Origin of the sequence: Ralstonia sp. A12 (assembly GCF_000801955.1) — a bacterium.
GTDB lineage: Bacteria > Pseudomonadota > Gammaproteobacteria > Burkholderiales > Burkholderiaceae > Ralstonia.
In genome coordinates this window covers 167174-190112 of sequence record NZ_JSZO01000033.1, presented here as the reverse complement: position 1 = coordinate 190112, position 22939 = coordinate 167174, and the positions used below count along the sequence as shown (strand labels likewise).

General features: G+C 64.1%; 25 protein-coding genes. 22 read left to right on the top strand and 3 right to left on the bottom strand.

The window, feature by feature from the left end; translation table 11 throughout:
* Positions 1–22: 22 nt before the first annotated feature.
* Positions 23–1039: an alpha/beta fold hydrolase gene (locus PI87_RS25045; protein ID WP_084210096.1), complete on the bottom strand. Its 1017-nt coding sequence runs from the start codon at positions 1037–1039 to the stop codon at positions 23–25.
* A 294-nt stretch (positions 1040–1333) separates the two neighbouring features.
* On the opposite strand from PI87_RS25045, the gene PI87_RS25040 reads away from it, so the two are divergent.
* From PI87_RS25040 to PI87_RS25020, 5 genes are read left to right on the top strand one after another with little or no spacing between them, the layout of a single operon-like run.
* A complete protein-coding gene (locus tag PI87_RS25040) occupies positions 1334–2677 on the top strand; it encodes a cytochrome-c peroxidase (RefSeq protein ID WP_442965521.1) in 1344 nt (447 codons plus the stop codon).
* Positions 2678–2723: 46 nt separating this feature from the next.
* Positions 2724–4115, top strand: a complete 1392-nt coding sequence (locus PI87_RS25035; RefSeq protein ID WP_039600494.1) for a porin — start codon at positions 2724–2726, stop codon at positions 4113–4115.
* 41 nt (positions 4116–4156) lie between these two features.
* Complete coding sequence (locus PI87_RS25030) at positions 4157–4729, top strand: FMN-binding protein (protein ID WP_039600416.1); 573 nt, start codon at positions 4157–4159, stop codon at positions 4727–4729.
* 7 nt (positions 4730–4736) lie between these two features.
* Positions 4737–5519 carry an FAD:protein FMN transferase gene (locus PI87_RS25025; protein WP_039600415.1) on the top strand — a complete coding sequence of 261 codons (783 nt, stop codon included), beginning with the start codon at positions 4737–4739 and terminating at the stop codon, positions 5517–5519.
* Between the two features lie 18 nt (positions 5520–5537).
* Positions 5538–6017, top strand: a complete 480-nt coding sequence (locus PI87_RS25020; protein ID WP_039600414.1) for a hypothetical protein — start codon at positions 5538–5540, stop codon at positions 6015–6017.
* A gap of 3 nt (positions 6018–6020) precedes the next feature.
* On the opposite strand, the gene PI87_RS25015 is transcribed toward PI87_RS25020, so the two are convergent.
* Positions 6021–6929, bottom strand: coding sequence for a LysR family transcriptional regulator (locus PI87_RS25015; RefSeq protein ID WP_039600413.1), 909 nt, complete (start codon positions 6927–6929; stop codon positions 6021–6023).
* A 107-nt stretch (positions 6930–7036) separates the two neighbouring features.
* Between PI87_RS25015 and PI87_RS25010 the strand changes: the two genes are divergently transcribed.
* From PI87_RS25010 to PI87_RS25000, 3 genes are all read left to right on the top strand, one after another.
* Positions 7037–7276 (top strand): DUF2798 domain-containing protein, encoded by a 240-nt coding sequence (locus PI87_RS25010; RefSeq protein WP_039600412.1) that lies wholly within the window; start codon positions 7037–7039, stop codon positions 7274–7276.
* 438 nt (positions 7277–7714) lie between these two features.
* Complete coding sequence (locus PI87_RS25005; protein WP_039600411.1) at positions 7715–8182, top strand: GNAT family N-acetyltransferase; 468 nt, start codon at positions 7715–7717, stop codon at positions 8180–8182.
* A gap of 150 nt (positions 8183–8332) precedes the next feature.
* On the top strand, positions 8333–8809 hold the full coding sequence (locus PI87_RS25000; RefSeq protein ID WP_039600410.1) for a nuclear transport factor 2 family protein: 477 nt from the start codon (positions 8333–8335) through the stop codon (positions 8807–8809).
* Here PI87_RS25000 and PI87_RS24995 read toward each other — a convergent pair.
* On the bottom strand, positions 8759–9235 hold the full coding sequence (locus PI87_RS24995) for a helix-turn-helix domain-containing protein (RefSeq protein ID WP_084210095.1): 477 nt from the start codon (positions 9233–9235) through the stop codon (positions 8759–8761). The genes PI87_RS25000 and PI87_RS24995 overlap by 51 nt on opposite strands.
* Positions 9236–9328: 93 nt before the next feature.
* Here PI87_RS24995 and PI87_RS24990 point away from each other — a divergent pair, with 93 nt between their 5' ends.
* From PI87_RS24990 to PI87_RS24925, 14 genes are all read left to right on the top strand, one after another.
* The gene (locus PI87_RS24990) at positions 9329–9895 is read left to right on the top strand and encodes a TetR/AcrR family transcriptional regulator (protein WP_039600409.1); all 567 of its coding nucleotides are present in this window, start codon (positions 9329–9331) and stop codon (positions 9893–9895) included.
* Between the two features lie 182 nt (positions 9896–10077).
* Positions 10078–10383, top strand: a complete 306-nt coding sequence (locus PI87_RS24985; RefSeq protein ID WP_084210094.1) for a recombinase-like helix-turn-helix domain-containing protein — start codon at positions 10078–10080, stop codon at positions 10381–10383.
* Positions 10384–10465: 82 nt separating this feature from the next.
* Positions 10466–11533, top strand: a complete 1068-nt coding sequence (locus PI87_RS24980) for an aromatic ring-hydroxylating dioxygenase subunit alpha (RefSeq protein ID WP_039600407.1) — start codon at positions 10466–10468, stop codon at positions 11531–11533.
* Complete coding sequence (locus tag PI87_RS24975; RefSeq protein WP_039600492.1) at positions 11526–12299, top strand: SDR family oxidoreductase; 774 nt, start codon at positions 11526–11528, stop codon at positions 12297–12299. The genes PI87_RS24980 and PI87_RS24975 overlap by 8 nt, the downstream gene beginning before the upstream one ends.
* 31 nt (positions 12300–12330) lie before the next feature.
* Positions 12331–12867, top strand: a complete 537-nt coding sequence (locus PI87_RS24970) for a cupin domain-containing protein (RefSeq protein WP_039600406.1) — start codon at positions 12331–12333, stop codon at positions 12865–12867.
* A gap of 4 nt (positions 12868–12871) precedes the next feature.
* Positions 12872–13774, top strand: a complete 903-nt coding sequence (locus PI87_RS24965; protein WP_039600405.1) for an alpha/beta fold hydrolase — start codon at positions 12872–12874, stop codon at positions 13772–13774.
* A 12-nt stretch (positions 13775–13786) separates the two neighbouring features.
* Entirely contained in the window at positions 13787–14614 is an 828-nt protein-coding gene (locus tag PI87_RS24960; RefSeq protein WP_039600404.1) for an IclR family transcriptional regulator, read from the top strand.
* 2 nt (positions 14615–14616) lie between these two features.
* The gene (locus tag PI87_RS24955; protein ID WP_039600491.1) at positions 14617–15420 is read left to right on the top strand and encodes an SDR family oxidoreductase; all 804 of its coding nucleotides are present in this window, start codon (positions 14617–14619) and stop codon (positions 15418–15420) included.
* Complete coding sequence (locus PI87_RS24950; RefSeq protein ID WP_039600403.1) at positions 15413–17128, top strand: thiamine pyrophosphate-binding protein; 1716 nt, start codon at positions 15413–15415, stop codon at positions 17126–17128. The genes PI87_RS24955 and PI87_RS24950 overlap by 8 nt, the downstream gene beginning before the upstream one ends.
* A gap of 32 nt (positions 17129–17160) precedes the next feature.
* The gene (locus PI87_RS24945; protein ID WP_039600402.1) at positions 17161–17964 is read left to right on the top strand and encodes an aspartate dehydrogenase; all 804 of its coding nucleotides are present in this window, start codon (positions 17161–17163) and stop codon (positions 17962–17964) included.
* Positions 17965–17980: 16 nt separating this feature from the next.
* Positions 17981–19477: an aldehyde dehydrogenase gene (locus PI87_RS24940; protein ID WP_039600401.1), complete on the top strand. Its 1497-nt coding sequence runs from the start codon at positions 17981–17983 to the stop codon at positions 19475–19477.
* Between the two features lie 35 nt (positions 19478–19512).
* Positions 19513–20778, top strand: a complete 1266-nt coding sequence (locus PI87_RS24935; protein WP_039600400.1) for an MFS transporter — start codon at positions 19513–19515, stop codon at positions 20776–20778.
* An 84-nt stretch (positions 20779–20862) separates the two neighbouring features.
* Positions 20863–21825: a VOC family protein gene (locus PI87_RS24930; protein WP_039600399.1), complete on the top strand. Its 963-nt coding sequence runs from the start codon at positions 20863–20865 to the stop codon at positions 21823–21825.
* A 21-nt stretch (positions 21826–21846) separates the two neighbouring features.
* Positions 21847–22803: a PDR/VanB family oxidoreductase gene (locus PI87_RS24925; protein ID WP_039600398.1), complete on the top strand. Its 957-nt coding sequence runs from the start codon at positions 21847–21849 to the stop codon at positions 22801–22803.
* Positions 22804–22939 lie beyond the last annotated feature (136 nt).

Sequence of the window (22939 nt, the reverse complement as noted above, 5' to 3'; positions counted from 1 at the left end):
CGCCGCCAGAGCGATCCAGCAATCAGGCCGGCGTCAGCGTGCCGGCTACACGGGCCCGCTGCAACGCGGCGGGCTCGTTGCCTGATTCCGCATAGTCGGCAAAGCGGCGGATGCAGTCCGCCACCCAGTCGGGCCTGCGCAGCGGCAACCAATGGCCGGCGTCGATCTCGTGCCGCCAGTAGTGCGGCACCCAGGCTTCAACCGCACGCGTGACGGCGGGACTCACGTAGCGATCCCGCGTCGGTACGATCAGCTGCACGGGCGCATGCGGTGCGCGTGCCTGCGGACGGGCCAGCCGCTCGCGAAAATTGGCGCGGTACATCCGTACGCCATTGCAGGCATCGCGCACCAGCGAAGGCCGCTGCACCGCACCACGAATGCCCTCGGTCTTGCGCAGCCACCATGGCCACGCACGCGCCACCCACAGCCGCCATGACCATTCTGGTACTAGCGGCAAGTGGAAAACCCCCACGTACCAGGACTGCAGTCGCTGCTTCCACACCGCCCGCCTGGCCGCCCACGTACCGGTGTCGAGTTGCGTCTGCATCCAATGGCCGACGTGATCCAGGCAGGGTCCCGAGATGGATGTGTACGACGCGATGCGCCCGCGCAGGCGATCGGTGGTCACCGATTCCCAACTGTGGATCGAGCCCCAGTCGTGCCCGACCAGGTGGAAGCGCTCGCCGGGCAGCAGCGCATCGGCCACGGCGGCAAGGTCATCGGCGAACTGCGCGATGCGGTAACCGGTGGTGTCGGCGGGGGCGTCAGACAGGCCCGCGCCGCGTACGTCAAAGGTGATGACGCGGCTATGGCGGGCCAGTACTTCGCGCACGCCGTCCCAAACCGAGCTGTCATCCGGATAGCCGTGCACCAGGACGACAGAGGGCCGCTGTTGTGCGGCCTCATCCCTGGGCTGGGTCAGGCGCGCATGCAGGCGCACGTCGCCTGAGCGTACGACGTGGGAAGACCGCTGGAGTGACGGGGAAAGGCCGCGCGGTTGACGCAAATCCGGGTGCTTGGGAGCGGCTGGCGTGGGCATCGGCGGGTCTCCATGTCGATCTGAAGGTGACATTGATCGATGTCATGGTAGGGGCCGATATCACGATTTGACAATGCGCAACTTCACTGACGTTGCGTGTGCGCACCGCCACAAAGGGCGTAGCTTTCCGCGAGAAAGTTCCATAGAATGCGAACGCGAATTGTTCCTATTACCATTAATTGAGCAGCCTGAGTGAGCCTACAGGCCGCCGAGATCAGGGAAATGCAAGAAAAACAAGAACGAGGAGGAGACGGCGCACGCGCTCGTCGGATGGTGCGCGCGTCGTGGCGTGCAATGTTGATGGTTGCCTGCACCGTGCTGGTAACGGCCTGCGGTGGCGGAGATGGCGGCAGCAGCACGTCGTCAGGCACGCCAGCGGCCAGTGGCCTGTCGCCGATGGCGCAGGTAGGTAAGCAGATCTTTTTTGACCAGGCGCTCTCCGCTTCGGGCAAGCAGTCGTGTGCGTCGTGCCACGATGCCGCGCGCGGGTTTACTGATCCGAACAACCTGGCCGTTTCGTTTGGCGGCCCGAACCATGGCCTGCCGGGCCTGCGCAATGCGCCGTCGCTGAACTACGCGTCGTACACGCCCAACTTCAAGATCGATGCCACCGGCAAGGCATCTGGCGGCTTCTTCCGCGATGGCCGTTCGCCTTCGCTGGCGGACCAGGCACAGCAGCCATTCACCAATCCGTTCGAGATGGCCAATGCGTCGGCCGACGACGTGTTCAAGACGCTGCTGACGCGTCCGTACCTCGACCAGTTCACCACGGTGTTCACCAAGGCGGCCATCCAGGACAGCGCGACGGCCATGCAGAGCATTGGCCAGGCACTGGCGGCTTATCAGTCTGAAGACCCGAGCTTCCATACCTTCGACAGCAAGTACGACGCGTACCTCGCGGGCAAAGCCACGCTTTCGGATTCGGAAACGCGCGGCCTGCTGCTGTTCAACAACCCCACGAAGGGCAACTGCACGGCGTGCCACGTTTCGTCGCGCACGGGCAGCACGCCTGCGTTGTTCACCGACTTTACGTACGACAACGTCGGCATTCCGCGCAACTGGAGCCTGGCAGCCAACCAGGAGGGCACGACGTTGCCGTACGTGCCGAAGAACGGCGCGGCACTGGGTGATCCGAACTACAGCTACTACGACCTCGGCCTCTGCGGCCCGCTGCGCACGGATTTCCGCGTGGGTGGTACGACGTGCGGCAAGTTCAAGGTGCCGACCCTGCGCAACATCGCGCTGACGGCGCCGTATTTCCACAACGGCGTGTTCCAGACGCTGGACCAGGTGGTCGCCTGGTATGTCACGCGCGACACCGAGCCCGGCCGCTGGTACGTCAAGGCCGACGGCACGCCCGACGTGCCCTACAACGATCTGCCCGTCGCCTTCGATGGCAACGTGAACGTGGCGGAAGTGCCCTACAACCCGGCCAAGGCACCGTCGATGACGAACCAGGAGATGAGCGATCTCGTGCATTTCCTGTGCACGCTTACCGATGGGTTTGACCCGGCCAACCCGTCTGCCTACAACGTGCCGGCGCAATGCGGCTCCACCGCGAACAGTGTGGGCGCCGCCCGTATCCAGACCGTTTCTGCCAGCGGAGCCACGCTGGCCAAGACGGCAATCAACAAATAAATCGATTCAAAGTTCAAAGACTAGGGAACGTCACAGCATGAAACGAATCGCCCGAACCGCGATTGCGGCCGCCGCCGCCATCGCACTGATGGGGGCCGGCGCAGCCCATGCCACCACCACTGCGCAACTTGAACAGAAGCTCGACGCCATGGCCGCGCAGATCGAGGCGCTCAAGGCCGAGCTGAAGGAAGTGAAGTCGCAGAACGCGACGCTGGCCACGCAGCAGCAGACGCAGGCCAAGGCGCAGGCGCAAGTCCAGGCACAACAAGCCGCCGCGCTACAAGACGTGCAGCAGACTGTGCAGACGGCGCAGCTTGCATCGACCAGGCCATCGCCGCTCGACAACCTCACGCTGTGGGGTTACGGCGAGATCAACTACAGCCGCCCGACCCGCCGCTCCGAAGACACCAAGATGGACTTGTCGCGTGCGGTGTTCGGCATCGGCTACAAGTTCAACGACAAGACGCGTTTCAACTCCGAGTTTGAAGTCGAGCACGCGATTGCATCGTCGACCGATTCGGGCGAGTTCGAGGTCGAGCAGTTCTACATCGATCACAAGCTGACCGACAAGATCGGCCTGAACGCGGGCTTGTTCCTGATCCCGGCGGGCTTCATCAACCGCAACCACGAGCCGACCAACTACTACGGCGTGCATCGCAACTTTGTCGAGACGCTGATCATTCCGAGCACGTGGCGCGAGGGCGGTCTGTCGCTGTACGGCGATACCGATTTCGGCCTGAACTGGAACGTGGGCCTGACGACTGGCCTGAACCTGGCCAAGTGGAACTTCAATCCGGAGAACCCGCTGTTCAACTCCGCGCTGGAGATGCAGAACAACGGTGCGGGCCCGATGCAGCAGACGCACCAGGAGCTGGGGCTGGCGAATGCGAAGAACCTGTCGCAGTACGTGGCGCTCAATTACTCCGGCATTCCGGGTGTGACGCTGGGTGGCTCGGTCTTCACGGGCAAGAGCAGCCGCGGTAGCGCTGATGTGACGCCGCTGCCTGAACAGCGCGTCACGCTGTATGAAGCGCATGCTCGCTGGACGCCGGGTAAGTGGGACCTGTCCGCTTTGTATGCGCGTGGCACGCTGAGCAACGCCGATGTGGCTAACCAAATGAACCCGGGTAGCGCGAATCCGATGCCGTCGGCGTTCTATGGCTGGTTCGTGCAAGGCGCGTACAACGTGTGGCAGAAGGGCGATTACCGCGTCACGCCGTTCGTGCGTTATGAGCGCTACAACATGGGTGAGAAGTACGCGGGCCTGGTGCCGGGCTTCGTAGCACCGGCGGGCTGGCCGTCGCTGTCTGATACGGTCTATACCGTGGGCGCGAACTTCTACCTGAACCCGAACGTGGTGTTCAAGGTCGACTACCAGCGCTTCACCAAGAATCGCGATTTCTCGCGTGTCGACCTGGGCCTGGGCGTATCGTTCTAAGCCGCGTCGATTGATCTGAAGAGCCGAAGGAGGCGCAAGCCATGCGTTATCAGCCAGTGCCCATCGTTCTCGTGTGTGCCGCCGCCATCGGCGCGCCGGGCGCGGTCGTCACCAACGCCTTTGCAGCGGACTACATGACCGCTGCAGAGGCCCAGAAATCGATCTTTCCCGATGCCACCAGCTTTGAGCCGGTGGTGGTTGCATTGTCAGTCGATCAGCTCAAGCAGTTGGCTGATCGCGCGGGCGGCCCGGCCAAGCCCGGTGTTTGGCGCGTGTGGCAAGCCAAGCAGGGCACGAAGGATGGGGAGCGGGCGCTCGGCTATGTCGTGACCGACGCCGTCATCGGCAAGTTTGAGTTGATTAACTACGCCGTGGGCCTGAACGCGGCGGGCGAGATCACTGGCGTCGAGATCCTCGCCTACCGCGAAAGCCACGGCTACGAAGTCCGCAACAAGCCGTGGCGCGCGCAGTTCCTGGGCAAGTCGGCCAAGTCAGCGCTGCGTGTTGGTGACGACATCAACAACATCAGCGGGGCGACGCTGTCGTGCACGCACCTGACAGACGGCATCCGGCGCATTGCGGTGATGGCGCAACTGACGCTGGTCAAGGGCTGAGCACGTGATGGAGCCGGTGATCTGCCGGCGCGCGCGGCCGCTGCTCGGCACCTTGGTTGATGTGCAGGCCGAAGGGCCAGACGCGCAGGCAGCCGTGGCGGCGGCATTCGACGAGATTGCCGCCGTGCACGCACTCCTGAGCTTTCATGCGCCCGATAGCGAGTTGCAGATGATCAACCGTGCTGCGCCTGGCGCGTGGCTGCAGGTCGATCATCGAACACGCGCAGTGCTGCACCTTGCCGCCGCGCTGTATGACGCATCGGCGCGGGCCTTCGACTGCCGTGTCGGCACACCTGAACAGTTGGCCGACACGCGCTTTCCTGTTGCCTTTGAGGGCGACATCCTCATCAAACAGACTGACGCATCGATGGACCTGGGTGGCATCGCCAAGGGTTATGCCGTCGATCGCGCCATCGAGGTGATGCAGGCGCATGCGATCGAACGCGCGGTGGTCAATGCCGGCGGTGACCTGCGTCACCACGGTGCAAGGCCGATGACCGTGCAGGTGCGTGACCCACGTAATGCGGCACATGTTGCTGTGACTGTGCGGCTCGACAATGCCGCACTCGCCAGTTCAACGGCCGGTGGTTTGGGCGCGCATGCCGACAGCGCGTCGCGTATTCACGATGCCGATCGGGCGCGTCTTCCTGCGCTTGCCGGGGCGACTGTGCAGGCGCCCACCAGCATGCTGGCTGATGCACTGACCAAGGTTGTGCTTGCCACGGGCGACGTCATGCATCCGCTGCTGAATCAGTACCGTTCAACGGTGGCCGTATACTCGCCGGGTTAACCGGTTGCTCAGTCCGTCATGTCTGCTTCTCCCCGTTTTTCTCATCATCTGCGCGAAAGCGCCTTCCGCCTCAGCCGCCGCCGGCGCTGGGCGGTGTATGGCGTGTTTGCCGTGCTGCTGGTGACGGGGCTGGTCTGGCTGGCGCTGCATTTTCTGGATGACGGCAGCGAGGGCGGCATGTTGGCCCTGGCGTGGAGCATGAAGCTGCACGGCGCGGCCGCCATGGCGGGTTTGTATCTGCTCGGCATGCTGTGGGGCCCGCATATCCGCAATGCATGGGTGCGACGGCGCAATCGCGCGGCGGGCGCCGTGTTCGGCACGCTGACGGCGGTGCTGGTGCTGACGGGCTATGCGCTGTACTACGTCAATGGCGAACTGCCGCGCCAGAGTGCAGAGATCCTGCACTGGGTAGCGGGGGTGGTGGTATGCATTGCCTTGTGGGTGCACATCTTGATCGGGCGGCGCAAGCGCAAGGCAGTGTCGACGTTCCAGATGTGAGCGTCAGGCGGGCAAGTCCGGCACGTCTTGCAGCAGCGGCGTGGCAGCCGCGAATTCGGCCAGATGCTCCAGCAGTGCGCGCACCTTGCGCGGCAATTGCTGCTGCGGCCACACCGCATAGATGGTGCGCTGCGGCGTGTGCCATTCCGGCAGCACGCGAACCAGACGTCCGCTCTCCAGCGCCGCGTGACATAGCGTGCGCGGGCAATACAGCAGGCCCTGTCCCGCCTCTGCCAGCGAAACCGCCAGTTCGATATCGTTCACATCGCATTGCCCTTGCGGCTGCATCTCGATGGCCTCCTTGCCATCGGGCGAGGTGAAGCGCCACGTGGAAATGGGCGAGGCCACCAGCAGCCGATGCATCTCCAGCGCGTTGGGATGGGCTGGTGCACCGTGCTCGGCCAGATAGGCAGGCGAGGCGACCAGTACGATCGCGATCACCCCCAGCCGGCGCTGCCGCAGCTTGGGGTCATCCTGCGGCCCGACGCGGATGGCCAGGTCTGCGCCATGTCGCCAGACATCTTCATTGCGGTTGCTCAGCGACAGCTCCAGCCGGATCTCCGGCCACGCCGCCATGAAGCTCGCATAGGCGGGACCCAACAGCCCGCGCGACAGGTTCAGCGGTGCCAGCACGCGCAGCGTGCCCTTGATCTGGTTGAGATCGTCGTCGAGCGTTGCCGTGGCTTGTGTGAGCGCGGTCAGCAGCGGGCGGCACTGCTCGTAGTAGAGCTGGCCTTCCGGCGTCGGTTTCAGGCTGCGGGCGCTGCGCAGCAGGAGCTGGCAGCCAAGCGTGGCCTCCAGTTTCTGCAGGCGCCGCGTGAGGGTGGCCGGGGGCAGGTTGGCGTGCCGTGCTGCCGCCTGCAGGCTGCCGTGATCCACGATGGAAACGAAGAGGGCCAGATCGTCGAGCATGATTCCATTTTCGGAATTTAAGTTTCAATAAACATCTATAGTTTCTTGAAACGCGGTTGTCTAGCATACCGTCAATCACATTTGATGGCTTTGCAAGGAGAACCGCCATGTCGATGCCCATTCGCCTCCGTGTCACCTTTGCCTGGTTGATGTCTGGCCTGATGTCGCTGTTGATGACGGGCTGGATTGGCTGGATCAACGCCGGTTTCAGCGCAGACTTTCTCGCCCGCTGGGCGCATGCCTTCGTGCTGGCCTGGCCGGCGGCATTCACCATCGTGCTCATCGCCGCGCCGACAGTGCAACGCCTCACGCAACGTCTGCTGGTGCCGGAAGTTGCCCAGCCCTGAAAAGAAAAGGCCCGCCAGGAGGGCCAGCGGGCCGGAAGGTTGACAGCAGGAAAGACCGATCAAATCGGTGTGATACCAGGCCGGCGGCATGCGAAGTCCCGTTCGCAACGTCGCCAACCCTATCGCGCATGGCAGCGCAGACACGGCAACCTTCGGTTGGACCTGCGGCGCGGATTCCCCAATCACGCCAGACGCCCACCCTTGCCGCGCGTTGCTGCCAAAACGCGTCTACTTGACACCCGACCGACTCCGCCGTGCACACCGGCGGAGCTCAAACGCCAAAGCAGTGGTTGGACTGTATGGCCTGCGCGCTTTCGTGAAACTTTCGAAGGGCCTCAGGACTTACCCGCATCCGCGCCATTTGCGGCGTGCCTTGGTGCGCACGAACCCTCAGGATCCGCTGGCAGAATGGCAGTCTCACCACACGGACCGTCCACCATGCCTGCATCTGCCGAGCTGCTGATTCGCCCCATTCACCAGGATGATTTCGCCACCTGGAAACCACTCTGGGATGGCTACAACGCCTTCTACGGCCGCGCGGGCGAGACCGCCTTGCCCGACTTCGTCACGCAGACGACGTGGCAGCGCTTCTTCGATGAGCATGAACCCGTGTACGCCATGGTCGCGGAGCGTGACGGCGCATTGCTCGGCATCGTGCACTTCCTGTTTCATCGCAGTACGACGCAGGTGCAGATGACGTGCTATCTGCAGGATCTGTTCACGGTAGAAGCGGCGCGAGGGCAGGGCGTGGGCCGTGCACTCATCGAAGCTGTCTACCGCCGCGCCGCGGAGACAGGTTTGCCGCGCGTCTATTGGCAGACGCACGAGACCAACGCGACCGCCATGCGGCTGTACGACACGGTGGCCGAGAAATCGGGTTTCGTGGTGTATCGCAAATTCCTGTAGCCCGATTCGCGTGACAAGCGGGTACGCCAATCGTGCGTTCCCGCAAAACGCCGTGCGATCTTGGTATCCGTGCGCAAGGGTGATCGGCAGACTGTGTTCAGCCGCTGCAGCAACATGCCAGCGGCTCAATCGACTGCACAGGAGCCCTTGATGTCTGCCAATGAAACCCGCCCACCGATTCCGCCGTTCACGCTGGAGTCGGCCATCCAAAAAGTCCGCCTGGCCGAAGACGGCTGGAACAGCCGCAACCCCGAGAAGGTCGCGCTGGCCTATACGCCGGACAGCCAATGGCGCAACCGCGCCGAGTTCGTCACCGGCCGCGAGCAGATCGTCGCCTTCCTCACGCGCAAGTGGCAGAAGGAACTCGACTATCGCCTGATCAAAGAGCTGTGGGCATTCGGCGGCAATCGCATCGGCGTGCGCTTCGCCTATGAATGGCACGACGACTCCGGCAACTGGTACCGCTCATACGGCAACGAGAACTGGGAGTTTGATGCGCACGGCGTGATGCAGCGCCGCTACGCGTGTATCAACGATGCGCCGATCAAGGAGGCAGAACGCAAGTTCTTCTGGCCGCTAGGCCGGCGCCCTGACGATCACCCGAGCTTGTCCGATCTGGGATTGTGATGGCATGCCCCACTGATCGAGCATCCCGTCGAGCGCGCGGCGTCGCCAGATCGACGGGCTGTCACCCGTGAGCCGTTTGAACACGGTCGAGAAATGCGCCTGGTTCTGGAAACCGACCGATAGCGCGATCTCCACGACCGCTGTTTCGGCCTGCATTAGCAATTTCTTGGCGCGCTCAATGCGCCGTTGCAGCAGGTAGTCGTGCGGACGCACGCCAGTCGCCGCGCGGAACTGCGCCGCAAAGTGCATGCGCGTGAGGCCCGCTGCGCGCGCGAGATCCTCCAGTCGTACCGGCTCGCCCAGATTGGCTTCGATGTAGGCCGTTGCCAGCCTCAGGCGCCACAGCGGTAACGGCGATGGCCGAGTGCGCAGCGGCGGCGCGGCAGCACGGCAATCAGCAGGCGTGGCGGTCGATAGGGGAGTCACAGCATCATGGCGATACAGATCTGTCTACATGATTGAGTAGACAGGTCTGTCTGTCAAGACCATACTGCGGTCATCCCACCTGAAGGCCCAGAGATGACCAAGGCAGCCGAAACCCTCTCCGCCCGCGATCGCATTATGGAAACCGCCGAGCGGTTGTTCCTGCAAGAGGGCTTTCGTGCCACCGGTATCGACCGGATCATTGCCGAGTCTGGCGTCGCCAAGATGTCGCTGTACCGGCATTTCCCTTCCAAGAGCGACTTGATTGCGGCGTTTCTGGATGTGCGGCACGAACGCTGGATGACATGGTTTCGTGAGGAAACGGAAGCGCGTGTGGCCAAGCGCGCTGAACTGGATGTGCTGGCTGACGTGCTGGCAAGCTGGTTCTCGACCGATACCTACCGCGGCTGCGCGTTCATCAACCTGGTGGCTGAATCCGGCACCGAAACCGGCGATGCGCAACTGGTGGAGAAAGCGGTGGCGCACAAGGCCGATCTTGGCGCTTACCTGGCCGAGCTGGCGCGCCGCCTGGGCTATCCGCGCCCGAAGGCGGTCGCTGAAGAGGCGCTGCTGTGCGTGGAGGGGATGATCGTGCGCTACCAGATGACCGGTAACCGTGCGGCCGTCGATGCGGGGCGCCGGTTGCTGGCCCGGCTCCGCTAAGACCCATATCGGGCGCGCCATCCGGCTGATCAGCCGGCTTCGGGCGCACCACTTTTTCACAAAAGCATAGGGTAATCCCGCATCTTCGATTTCGAAGACGCGGTCTATAGTTGCACCTGTGTTCCAGATATTAACAGACGTTTCATAGGTAAAACAAATGAAACGTGATGGAGTCGACAAAAATGCAGCCGCAATTCAACCCCGACCTCGCTCCGTGGGAGCCGATTTCTCCGAACAACGTCGCAGGCAAGGGCCGTGTCGAGCGCCCGGGCCACGTCGCCAATCTGGTGTGGCAGACGCGCGCTGCAGAGCCGACGCCCTATGAGAACCAACTCGCCGATTCTCTGGAAGCGGCATTTCTGGGCGGCGCGCAGACGCCGGCTGACATCGTCGTCGTGCTGAACGCGCGCGGCCCGCGCAACGCCGCCGGCGGCGAGGCCTGGACGGAAGAAGCGTTCCTGGCCGAGATGCGCCGCCTGGGCGCCTGAGTTCAGCCAGTTCCGACCACACGATTCGACGCCGTATTGCCCACAGAGGCGGCCGGCGCAACCCCATCAAGCGAGGCAAGCAATGGAAGGCAACAAGGAAGCGCAGAAGGAAGCGCGCATCAACACCGGTCTGCGCAACTACTGGTATCCGGTGGCGGCGTCGTGGAATGTGAAGAACGCCCCGGTCGGCATCACCCGCCTGAGCCAGAACATCGTGCTGTGGCGTGACACCGCCGGCCAGGTGCACGCACTGGAAGACCGCTGTCCGCATCGTGGCGCGCGTCTGTCGATGGGGTGGAACCTGGGCGACCACGTGGCTTGCTGGTACCACGGTGTTGAAGTGAATGGCCAAGGCACGGTCACGAGCGTGCCGGCAGTCGACGCTTGCCCGATGGAAGGCAAGACCTGCGTGCGCAGCTACCCGGTGCAGGAACGTGCCGGCGCCATCTTCCTGTGGTTTGGCGACAAGGCCCCCTCCGAATTCGACGATGCCGTTGGCACGCTGCGCCTGCCCGAAGAACTGACCAGCGACGAGCACAGCCACTTCCTCTGCTTCGCACACTGGAACGTCAACTACCGCTATGCCATCGACAACGTGATGGACCCGATGCACGGCGCGTACTTGCACGCCGTGTCGCACTCGATGGCCAGCGGCGAGAAGAAGGCCGTGATGGAAGTGCTGGAAACCGAGCACGGCATCATGTTCCAGAAGACCGGCCAGCGTGGCGTGAACTTCGATTGGACCGAGTTTGGTGAGACCGGCACGATGTGGCTGCGCCTGTCGATTCCGTATCAGCCAAAGGTCGGCCCCGGCGGCCCGTTCACCATCATCGGCATCACCACGCCGGTGGATGAAGAGCATTGCATCGTCTACTTCTGGCGCACGCGCCACGTGCAGGGCTGGGAGCGCGACGTGTGGCGCTTCCTGTATCGCAACCGCCTGGAAGGCCTGCATTGGGATGTGCTCGAGCAGGACCGCGTGGTGCTCGAATCGATGGCACCCGAGGCGCGCGATCACGAAACGCTGTACCAGCACGACATCGGCATCACGCGCATCCGCCGCATCCTTTCCCGCCGTGCCGCAAGCGAATTGGCCGATGCGCCTGTCGCCATGCTCAAGCCCGTTCCTGCGGATGCCCAACATGCCTGAGCGCAATCAAGCCATCGGGCTGCTGGCTGGCCGCAGGGTGCTCGTCACCGGCGCCGCGCGTGGGCTGGGTCTGGCGTTTGCCAAGTCCATCGCTGAAGCCGGTGGCGCGGTTGCCCTGGCAGACATTCTTGGCGAGCGTGTGCAGGAGGAGGCCGCGGCACTGCGCGCGGCTGGCTTCGAGGCGCATGGCTTCACGCTTGATCTCGGCGACCCGGCTTCCATCCAGGCTTGTGCGGCAGCGGCTGCGCAAGCACTGGGTGGGCTGGACGGTCTCGTCAACAACGCGGCCATCACCAATTCGGGCGGGCGCGATGCATCGTCCATCGACGTCGACACCTGGGACCGCGTGATGAACGTCAACGTGCGCGGCACCTGGCTGATGACGACGGCCTGCCTGCCGGCACTCAAGGCATCGGGCCGTGGTGCGATCGTCAACTTGTCGTCGGACACGCCGCTGTGGGGCGCGCCGAACCTGCTGGCCTACGTGGCGAGCAAGAGCGCCGTCATCGGCATGACCAAGTCCTTGGCGCGTGAGTGCGGCGCAGACGGCATCACCGTCAACGCCATCGCACCGGGCCTGACGCTGGTGGAAGCCACCGAATATGTACCGGCGCATCGTCATGCGCTGTACCGCGACCAGCGCGCCATCTCGCGCGATCAGGTGCCCGACGACGTATGCGGCGCCGTGCTGTTCGCGCTGTCCGATCTTTCCCGATTCGTGACGGGCCAGACGCTGGCCGTCAACGGCGGTTTTGTCATGCAGTAATGCAACCCATATCACTGAGAAGAGGCATTCGATGAGCGATCTCTCCGAACAACAGCAAGTGCAGCGCACGTGGGACCGCCCGGAAGGCGCGTCGTTTGAAGATTGGATGAACAGCCGCGTGGCGCGTTTCGCCACCCGCCGCTACGACTGGGACGCCCTCAAGTTCCAGGCTGACTACGACCCGAAATACCGCCGCGCACAAATGCGTTACCTCGGTACCGGCGGCACGGGCGTGGCGGCTGACACCAACACGGTGCCGTCGGAGCACTTCACGTTCTCGACCATGGTCATTCCGGCTGGCCACGAAGGCCCGTCGCACCTCCACACCGATGTGGAGGAGGTGTTTTTCGTCATCCGCGGCAAGCTCAAGCTGGTGCTGGAGAAGGACGGCGAGCGCTTTGAGACCATCCTGACTGACCGCGATCTCGTCTCGGTGCCGCCCGGTGTGTACCGCGAAGAAATCAACATCGGCGATGAAGATGCGCTGATGTGCGTGATGCTCGGTGCCAAGAAGCCGATCACGCCGACGTATCCGCCCGAGCACCCGCTCGCCAAGATCAAGCGTTGATGTCATGAGCGCGCAGGCTGTCATGTCTTCCCACCCATTCCGCGTAGCCGATGCACTTGCTGTGCTCGGCGCCGAGTTTGCCGAACGCACCGTTGCGATCAACGAGCGTGGCGACCGTATCGGCTATCGGCAATGGGGCGAGCGCGGGCCGGTGGTTGTGCTGTTGCACGGCATCAGCTCCAGTGCTGCGTCATGGCTGCCGTGTGTGCAAATCCTTTCGCAAACCACGCGTGTGTTCGCGTGGGATGCGCCGGGCTACGGCAACTCCACGCCGCTTGCACAAGCCGAGCCGCGTGCTGCCGACTATGCACTGCGCCTGCGCGCGTGGCTTGCCGCATTGCGCGTGAAGCCGGATGCGCTGGTTGGACATTCGTTGGGTGCGCTGATGGCGTCCGCGTATGTGGCCGACGCACCTGCGGCGATGCAACCGCGCAGCTTGCTGCTCCTGAACCCGGCACAGGGCTACGGCCAGCCGGGGCAGGAAGCGAAGTCGCGCACGGTACAGGCTCAGCGATTGGCAACGCTCGACCAGCTTGGCATTGATGGCATGGCGGAATCGCGCCATGCGCATCTGCTGCGCGCCAATGCCTCTGACGAAGAGCGCGCCTGGGTGCGCTGGAACATGAAGCGCCTGAACGATGGCGGTTATCGCCAGGCAGTGGCCATGCTCAGCGGCGACGACATCGGCGCCCACCTGCGCAAGCGTCCCGCATCGACGCCAGCACACATCGCGTGCGGCGACGTGGACGGCATCACGCCCCCGCAGGGCTGCCAAGCACTGGCCGAGACGTTCAGCCTGCCGTTTGCGCTCGTGCCGTCTGCCGGACACGCCTCCTACATCGATGCTCCTGAAGCGGTTGCAGGCTGGATCGAACAAGCTGTCCTCTCCCAATCCCGAAACGCGTAAGCGCCAACACGTATGAGCAACGACCTCATCTCCGAAGACGTGCAGGAAAAGTACATCGTCCCCGGGCTCGAACGCGGCCTGCGCCTGCTATGCGAGTTCAGCCACAAAGATCGCGTGCTGTCGGCACCGGAACTGGCGCGCCGGCTGAAGGTGCCGCGCTCGACGGTGTTCCGCCTGCTGACCACGCTTGAAGTGATGGGCTTTGTCGAGCGTGTCGATGGTGGCCGCGATTTCCGCCTCGGCATGGCCGTGCTGCGCCTGGGCTTTGAGTACCTCGCCTCGCTGGAGCTGACCGAGCTGGGCCGCCCGCTGCTCGATCGCCTGCGCGACGACATCCACTACCCGTGCAATCTCGTGGTGCGCGATGGCCGCTCGATCGTCTACGTGGCGAAGTCGGTGGCGCCCACGCCGTTCACCAGCTCCGTCAATGTCGGTACGCGCCTGCCTGCGCATGCCACGGTGTTGGGTCGCGTGCTGCTGGCAGACCTGTCGCTGGCTGAGTTGCGCCAGCTCTATCCGGAGCCGCAGCTGGAAGTGTTCTCGCACAACACGCCGCGCACGGTGGAAGAGCTGTTCGAGATGGTCCAGCGCGACCGCGAACACGGCTACGTGCTGCAGGAGGGCTTCTTTGAAGCCAATATTTCGACGATTGCTGCGCCGGTGTTGGACCGCGCCGGCAAGGTGGTCGCCGCGCTCGGTACGACGATCCCGTCGCCGCGCATCGAGCCTGCCCAGCTGGATACGATGATCGACAAGGTGCGTGCCGCCGCCGGTGAGCTGTCTTACCTGCTGGACTACCGCCCCGCCAGCGGCAAGGTCGTCAACCTGTTCCGGGAATGACCATGCCAATGATCAATCTGACTGGCAAGACCGCAGTCGTGACCGGAGGCTCCTCCGGCATCGGCCTCGCCACCGTTGAACTGTTGCTGGAAGCCGGTGCCGCCGTGGCGCTGTGTGGCCGCAATGCCGAACGTCTTGCGCAAGCTGAACAACACCTGCGCAGCCGATTCCTGGGTGCCAAGTTGTTCGCCGCCACGTGCGACGTGCTCGATGCAGCGCAGATGACTGCGTTTGCCGATGCGGTGGAACAGGAACTCGGCCCTGTCGACATGCTGGTCAACAACGCCGGCCAGGGCCGCGTCTCGACCTTTGCCAACACCGAAGATGCTGCATGGACGGACGAACTGCATCTCAAGTTCTTCTCCGTCATTCACCCCACGCGCGCGTTCCTGCCGCAACTGGAGCGCTCGGCACACGGTGCCATCGTCTGCGTGAACTCGTTGCTCGCGCAACAGCCGGAGCCGCACATGGTGGCCACCTCGGCGGCGCGTGCCGGCGTGCTCAACCTGGTGCGCTCGATGGCGACCGAGTTTGCGCCGAAGGGGGTGCGCGTCAACGGCATCCTGATCGGGTTGGTTGAGTCCGGCCAGTGGCGTCGCCGCTTTGAGGCACGACCTGAAGAAGATCGCCATCTCGACTGGGCCGCGTGGACGCGCCGCCTGGCCGCGCAAAAGCATATTCCCCTTGGCCGCCTGGGCCTGCCCGAAGAGGCGGCCCGCGCCATTCTGTTCCTTGCCTCGCCGTTGTCTTCGTACACCACGGGCAGCCACATCGATATCTCCGGAGGACACTCCCGTCATGCGTAACGAACAACAACTGGTCACGGTGGGCCACGCGATTGCAGCCTTCCTGGAAAGCTGCGAGGTCAAGGCCGCCTTTGGCGTCATCTCGATCCACAACATGCCCATCCTTGACGCGATGGGCGAGCGCGGCAAGATCCGCTTCATCATGGCGCGCGGCGAAGCAGGCGGCACCAACATGGCCGATGCCTACGCCCGCACCACGGGTGGCCTGGGCGTGTGCCTGACCAGCACTGGCACGGCCGCTGGTAACGCTGCCGGCGCGATGGTCGAAGCACTGACGGCCGGCACGCCGCTGCTGCACATCACCGGCCAGATCGAAACGCCGTACCTGGACCAGAGCCTCGCGTACATCCACGAAGCACCGGATCAACTCACGATGCTCAAGTCGGTGTCGAAGGCGGCTTTCCGCATCCGCAGCGCGGACACCGCCATCAGCACGATGAAGCTGGCCGTGCAGACCGCGCTGACAGCGCCGACTGGCCCCGTGAGCGTGGAGATTCCCATCGACATCCAGGCCGCGCTGATCCCGATGCCGGACGATCTACGTCCGTTGCTGGTGCCGCAGCATGTGCCGTCTGCGCACGCGCTGGATGAACTGGCCGAGCGCCTGTCGCGTGCGCGCCGCCCGATGCTGTGGTTGGGCGGTGGTGCCCGTCATGCTGCCAAGCAGGTCAAGCGCCTGATGGACCTGGGCTTTGGCGTGGTCACCAGCACGCAAGGCCGCGGCATCGTGCCGGAAGATGATCCGCGCTCGCTGGGTGCGTTCAACCTGCACAAGCCGGTTGAAGCGTTCTACCAGACCTGCGACGCCATGCTCGTGGTCGGCTCGCGCCTGCGCGGCAATGAAACGCTCAAGTACGAACTGAAGCTGCCGCGCCCGCTGTACCGCATTGATGCGGATGCGTCGGCGGAAGGCCGTTGCTATGCCAGCGACTACTTCGTCTGCGGCGATTCAGCCCTGGCGTTGGATGGCCTGATCGAGAGGCTGGAAAAGAAGATGCAGATCGACGCCGCATTCGCAGGCGACCTGCGTGCTGCACACGAGAAGGCAGTTGGTGCACTGGTGGATGGCCTGGGCCCGTACTCGGCGTTGGTGGAATCACTGCAAGCTTCGGTGGGCCGCGAGTTCAACTGGGTGCGTGACGTGACGGTGTCGAACAGCACATGGGGCAACCGCCAACTGCGCATTTTTGATTCGCGTGCCGGCGTGCATGCGCTGGGCGGCGGCATTGGCCAGGGTCTTGCAATGGGCATTGGTGCCGCCATCGGTTCGGCGGCTACGGCATCGGGCAAGAAGACCTTCTGCCTGGCCGGCGACGGCGGCTTCATCCTGAACCTGGGTGAGCTGGCGACGGCTGTGCAGGAGCGCGCCAACCTCGTCATCGTGCTGATGAACGACAAGGGCTACGGCGTCATCAAGAACATCCAGGACGCGCAATACGGCGGCCGCCGTCATTACGTCGAGCTGCACACGCCGGACTACGCCGCGCTGTCGCAGTCGCTGCAGTTGCGTCATCGCCGTGTGTCCGATCTGGCGGACGTGGGCAAGGCGCTGCAGGAAGCCACCAGCGAGGAAGGCCCGTTCCTGATGGAGATCGACATGCTCTCCATCGGCAGCTTCAAGACCATCTTCGCCGGCCCGCCGGTCAACCAGCAGGCCAAGGACACCCAAGGCGAACGCGCAGCCGAGCGCACCACGGTGGTGGCGTGAGCCCGCAACTGAGCCAACCCAAGGAGCCGGACATGCTGCATGTATCGATGGTCGGTTGCGGAGCAATCGGGCAGGGCGTGCTGGAGCTGCTCAAGAGCGATCCGGATGTCTGCTTTGATGCCGTGATCGTGCCCGAGCACGCGATGGACAAGGCGCGCGAGGCCATTGCCCCGTTCGCACCGAAAGCGCGTGTGATGACGCACCTGTCGGCGGATGCGCATCCCGACCTGCTGGTTGAGTGCGCCGGCCACGACGCGCTCGAAGAGCATGTGCTGCCGGCGCTGGAGCAGGGTATCGACTGCCTGGTGGTCTCGGTGGGCGCACTGTCCGAGCCCGGTGTGGCGGAGCGCCTGGAAGCGGCGGCCCGTCGCGGCAATGCACAGGTGCAGTTGCTTTCAGGTGCCATCGGTGCCATCGATGCGCTGGCCGCTGCACGCGTGGGTGGGTTGGATGCCGTGGTCTACACGGGCCGCAAACCGCCACGTGCCTGGAAGGACACGCCAGCTGAGCAGCAGTTCGACCTCGACGCGCTGCGCGAGCCGACCGTGATTTTCGAAGGCAACGCCCGCGAAGCTGCACGCCTGTTCCCGAAGAACGCCAACGTGGCTGCCACGCTGTCGGTGGCTGGTCTGGGGCTCGACCACACGCATGTGAAGTTGTTGGCCGATCCGACCGTCGACGAGAACGTCCACCACGTCGAGGCGCGCGGCGCCTTTGGCGGCTTCGAGCTGACCATGCGCGGCAAGCCGCTGGCGGCGAATCCCAAGACTTCTGCGCTGACAGTGTTCAGCGTGGTGCGTGCGCTGGGCAACCGCGCGCACGCCGTTTCGATTTGAGTGAGGCCACTGCGCCATGACTGCTTCCAACTTGAACGCAACCGCAACGTCCCTGCTGCCGATCTGCATTGCAGGCGAATGGCGCCTCGGCACCGGCGAGCGCTATGTCACGCGCTACCCGGCCACGGGCGAAGTCGTAGCAGAACTCAATGCCGCCAGCGTGGCTGACGTGGAAGAGGCCGTCGCCGGTGCGTACCGCGCATTCCTCTCCAGCGGCTGGGCCCAGCGCAAACCGCACGAGCGCGCTGCCGTGCTGTATCGCGTGGCCGAGCTGATCCGCTCGCGCAGCGAAGCCCTGGCCCAGCGCCAGCGCCTGGACAACGGCAAGCCGATCAACGAAACGCGCGCCCTGGTGGCGAGCGCTGCCGCCACGTTCCAGTTCTTCGGTGCAGCCTGCGAGACGCTGGAGGAATCCCTCACACCCGCGCGTGGCGATTGCCTGACGATGAGCGTGCACGAGCCCATGGGCGTGGTGGCCGCCATTACGCCGTGGAACTCGCCGATTGCCAGTGAAGCGCAGAAGATGGCCCCCGCGCTGGCGGCCGGCAACGCTGTCGTCGTCAAGCCCGCCGAAGTCACGCCGCTGATGGCGCTGGAACTGGCCGCCATTTGCGAAGAGGCGGGTGTGCCCAAGGGCATGATCAGCGTGCTGCCGGGCAAGGGTTCGATTATTGGTGACGCGATCACCAAGCATCCGCTGGTGCGTCGTGTGTCGTTCACGGGTGGCACGAATACAGGCCGCCATATCGCGCACATCGCGGCCGACAAGATGATGCCGGTGTCGCTGGAGCTGGGTGGCAAGTCGCCGACGATGGTGTTTGAAGACGCCGATCTCGACCACGCGGTGAACGGCGTGCTGTACGGCATCTTCAGCTCGTCGGGCGAGTCGTGCATCGCGGGTTCGCGCCTGTTCGTGGCACGTTCGTTGTATGAGCCGTTCATGGATCGCCTGGCCGCCGCCGCCGCACGCCTGCGTGTCGGCAACCCAGCCGATGAGGCTACGCAGATGGGCCCGCTGATCACCGATCGCCACCGCGAGACCATCGAGTCTTACGTGGCGATGGGCGTGGAAGAGGGCGGCCACCTGCGCACGGGGGGGCTGCGCCCCGAAATCTCCGGCTGCGAGTCCGGCTACTTCTATACGCCGACCATCATCGAAGGCCTGACCAACAACGCACGCATCTGCCAGGAAGAGATCTTCGGCCCGGTGCTCGTCGCCATGCCGTTCGATGACGAAGAGGAGCTCATCGAACAGGCCAACGACAGCGTGTATGCGCTGGCCGCCGGCATCTGGACGCGCGACTACAAGCGCGCCTGGCGTATCGGCCGCGCCGTGCAGGCCGGCAATGTGTGGATCAACACGTACAAGCAGTTCTCGATTTCGACGCCGTTTGGCGGCTGGCGCGACAGCGGCCTGGGCCGCGAGAAAGGCCGCCTGGGCATCCTGCAGTACATGGAACAGAAGAGCCTCTACTGGGGCCTGAACGAACAACCGCTGGCCTGGGCCAACTGAAAACAAGAGCCAAGGGCAGGTGTGAGGAGACAACAATGAATTCAAGTACTGGGCGCTGGCTGGGCGTGGTCACGCTGTTTCTGGTCGTCGCCATTTCGTATGTCGACCGCATCAATATTGCGGTGCTGATTACGCAGCATGATTTTCTGCAGCACGTGGGTCTTGCCGCCAACGACCGTAGCAGCCAGGGGCTGCTGGCCACGGCGTTCATGGCCGGCTACGGCTTGTCTGCCATCTTGTTCACCCCGTTCTGCGCAGCACTGTTCGGGGTGCGCCGTAGCCTGATCTATGGGCTGACGTTGTGGGGCGTGATCACCATGGCATCGCCGTGGTTCAACAGCTACATGGAGCTGCTGCTGTCGCGGTTCATTCTGGGTTTTGCCGAGGGGCCGCTGTTCTCGCTGGGCGCGTCGTACATCAAGGCGCATTTCGACAGCCGGGAAAGCGGCAAACCGAACGCGATCTTCAACATGGGCACGGGTGTTGGCCTGGCGGTGGGCTATCCGCTCGTTGGCTATGCCATTGCCAATGCTGACTGGGAAGCGTCGTTCCACCTGCTGGGCCTGCTCAACCTGCTGATGGGGATTCCGCTGGTGCTGGCGTTCGTGCGCATGCCGGCGCGCTACGCAGCCATCCCCAAGCCGGAGTCTCTGCCGGCAGCGCTCTCCACGGTGCGCGAGATGTTCCGAGGCGCTTTTCACACGCGTCATATCTTCACCATGACGGTGCTGACTGCCGCCTTCCTCTCTTACCTGTGGGGCAGCAGCAACTGGCTGCCGACCTACCTGAAGGAGGCACGTGGCTTTTCTCTGCGCGAAATGGGTTGGATGGCGTCGATGCCGCAGTACGCCGCGGTGCTGGGTGTGCTGCTGGGTGGCCTGCTGCTGGATATCCTCCCGCGCCGCCGCATTCCGTTGATTTTCGTGTTGGGCAGCCTGGGCGTGGCGGTCGCGGTGCTGCTGGCGATCAACAGCACGGACCGGTATGCCGCTGCTTACTGGCTGACCGCTGCCAGCCTGTGCTGGGGCTTGCAGAGCCCGGCCATCCCCAGCACCGTCCAGTTCAATGCAGCACCCGAGCACGTTGCGTGCGCATTTGGTGTCACCAACGGTGTGGGCAGTCTGGTGGCGGGCTTCATGCCGGCCCTCATGGGCGTCGTGATCGGGCTGGGGAACGGCGGAGGTCTTGCCGCCGGCTTCGGCAGCCTGGTGGGCACGCAATTGATCGTGTTGCTGTGTGGCCTGGCTTTGTTGCGCAACGGCGCGACGGCTACGCGGGCCGTTCCGGGCGGGGCTCACTGACAGCGCGGTCCCCACATCAATGAATCACCGCGACTGCACGTCACTCAGGTTATCGGGGCGTGCAGCGCAAAGCAGGAGATGAAGATGAATACCATTCGAGGCATCGACGAGATCGTCTACGGTGCCGACGACCTTGCCGCCTGTAAGCAGTTCTTCCAGGACTGGGGTCTCACGCTGCAGGCGGAAGACGCCAGCGGCCTGCTGTTCGAAACGCTCAACGGTTGCCGCGTGCGCGTCAAGCGCACCGACGACGCAACGCTGCCCCCCGCCATGGAGGCTGGCCCGACGCTGCGTGAGGTGATCTGGGGTGCGGATTCGCAAGCCGTGCTGGATCGTCTGGCGGACAAGCTGTCGGATCAGCCGGGCTACATCAACGCGAATGGTCGTGTTGGCTGTATTGATCCGAATGGTCTGGCCGTGCGCGTGCAACTGACCGCCAAGCGTGACGTTGACGTGCAATGCGCAGCGATGAACACGTGGACAGACAAGCCGCGCCGCAACCAGCCCAGCCCGATCTACGAGCGCGCCACGCCCATCGAAGTGGGTCACGTGGTGTTCTTCGTGAAGGACGTGGCGACCACCGAACGCTTTTATATCGAGAAGCTCGGCTTCGTACCGTCTGATCACTATCCGGGCCGCGGTGCCTTCCTGCGCTGCGAGCCGGAAGGCGGCCACCACGACCTGTTCTTGCTGCAACTGCCGCAGGCCAAGAGCGGGCTGAACCACGTGGCCTTTACCGTGCGCGACATCCATGAGGTGTTCGGTGGCGGCATGCATGTGTCGCGCTGCGGCTGGGATACGCAACTCGGCCCGGGCCGTCACCCAATCTCGTCGGCGTACTTCTGGTACTTCAAGAACCCCGCCGGCGGCTTGATCGAGTACTACGCCGATGAAGACCAGCTCGACGCCGAATGGCAGCCGCGCGATTTCGAGCCCGGCCCGACCATGTTTGCGGAGTGGGCCATCGAAGGCGGTATCGACGGCAACACGCGCCGGCAGAAGAACGCCGGTGGGCCCGAAGGCAAGTTCCTGACGGAAAAGCGCTGAATCGACGTTGAGAGAAGTGCCATGAGTACGAATCCCCCCCTCAATCTGCGCGTGCACGCGATGCGCTACGAAGCCCAGGGCATCGTGAGCGTGGAGCTGCGCGACGTGGACGGCAAGACCCTGCCCGAGTACGCACCGGGCGCGCATATCGACCTGCACCTGGGCAATGGCCTGGTACGCAGCTACTCGCTGTGCGGCGCGCCGGAAGTGCGTGACCGTTATGTGGTTGGCGTGCTGCTGGACCGCAACAGCCGCGGCGGCTCGCGCTACGTGCATGAGCAGCTGCGTGTGGGCTCGACGCTGAAGATTGGCGGCCCGCGCAACAACTTCGCGCTGGATGAAGCCGCGCCGCGTACGGTGCTGGTGGCCGGCGGTATCGGCGTGACGCCCATCGTCTGCATGGCGCGTCGGCTGGCGGAGCAGGGCAAGACATTCTCGATGCTCTACTGCGCGCGCTCACGCACCGAAGCCGCTTTCGCTGATGACCTGGCAGCGCATCGCGATGCCGTGCGTTTCCATTTCGACGCGGATGCGGGCGGCCCGCCTGATCTGAAAGCGCTGCTCGCAGGACATCCGGCAGACACGCATTTCTATTGCTGCGGCCCGGGCCCGATGCTGCGTGCCTTCGAGGCTGCATGCGAAGCGCTGGGTTACACCAACGTCCACATCGAGCGCTTTGCGGCGGACGCTGAGGTCTCGTCGGTGCAGGAAGGGGAGTACACGGTCAAGCTCGCACGCACCGGCTCCGAGCTGTGCGTGCCGGCCGGCAAGTCGCTGCTCGATGCCTTGCTGGAAGTGGGCGTGGACGTTGAGTACAGCTGCAAGGAGGGCGTGTGCGGCTCGTGCGAGACGCGCGTGCTGGAGGGCGAGCCCGAGCACCGTGACAGCGTGCTCTCCAAGAGCGAGCGGGCTTCGAACCAGACCATGATGGTCTGCGTGTCGGGCTGCAAGGGTAAGCGGCTGGTGGTTGACCTTTAAGCAGTTGAGCGCCGGCTTGACCAGCCGCGCGCTCTCTTTTTTTCACGTGTCAATTTCTTAAACGTCGTTTCATAGGCGAAACGATCAATAACAGCCTGCCAACAGGCGGGCGATAACAACCGGCAGGGCCTGACAC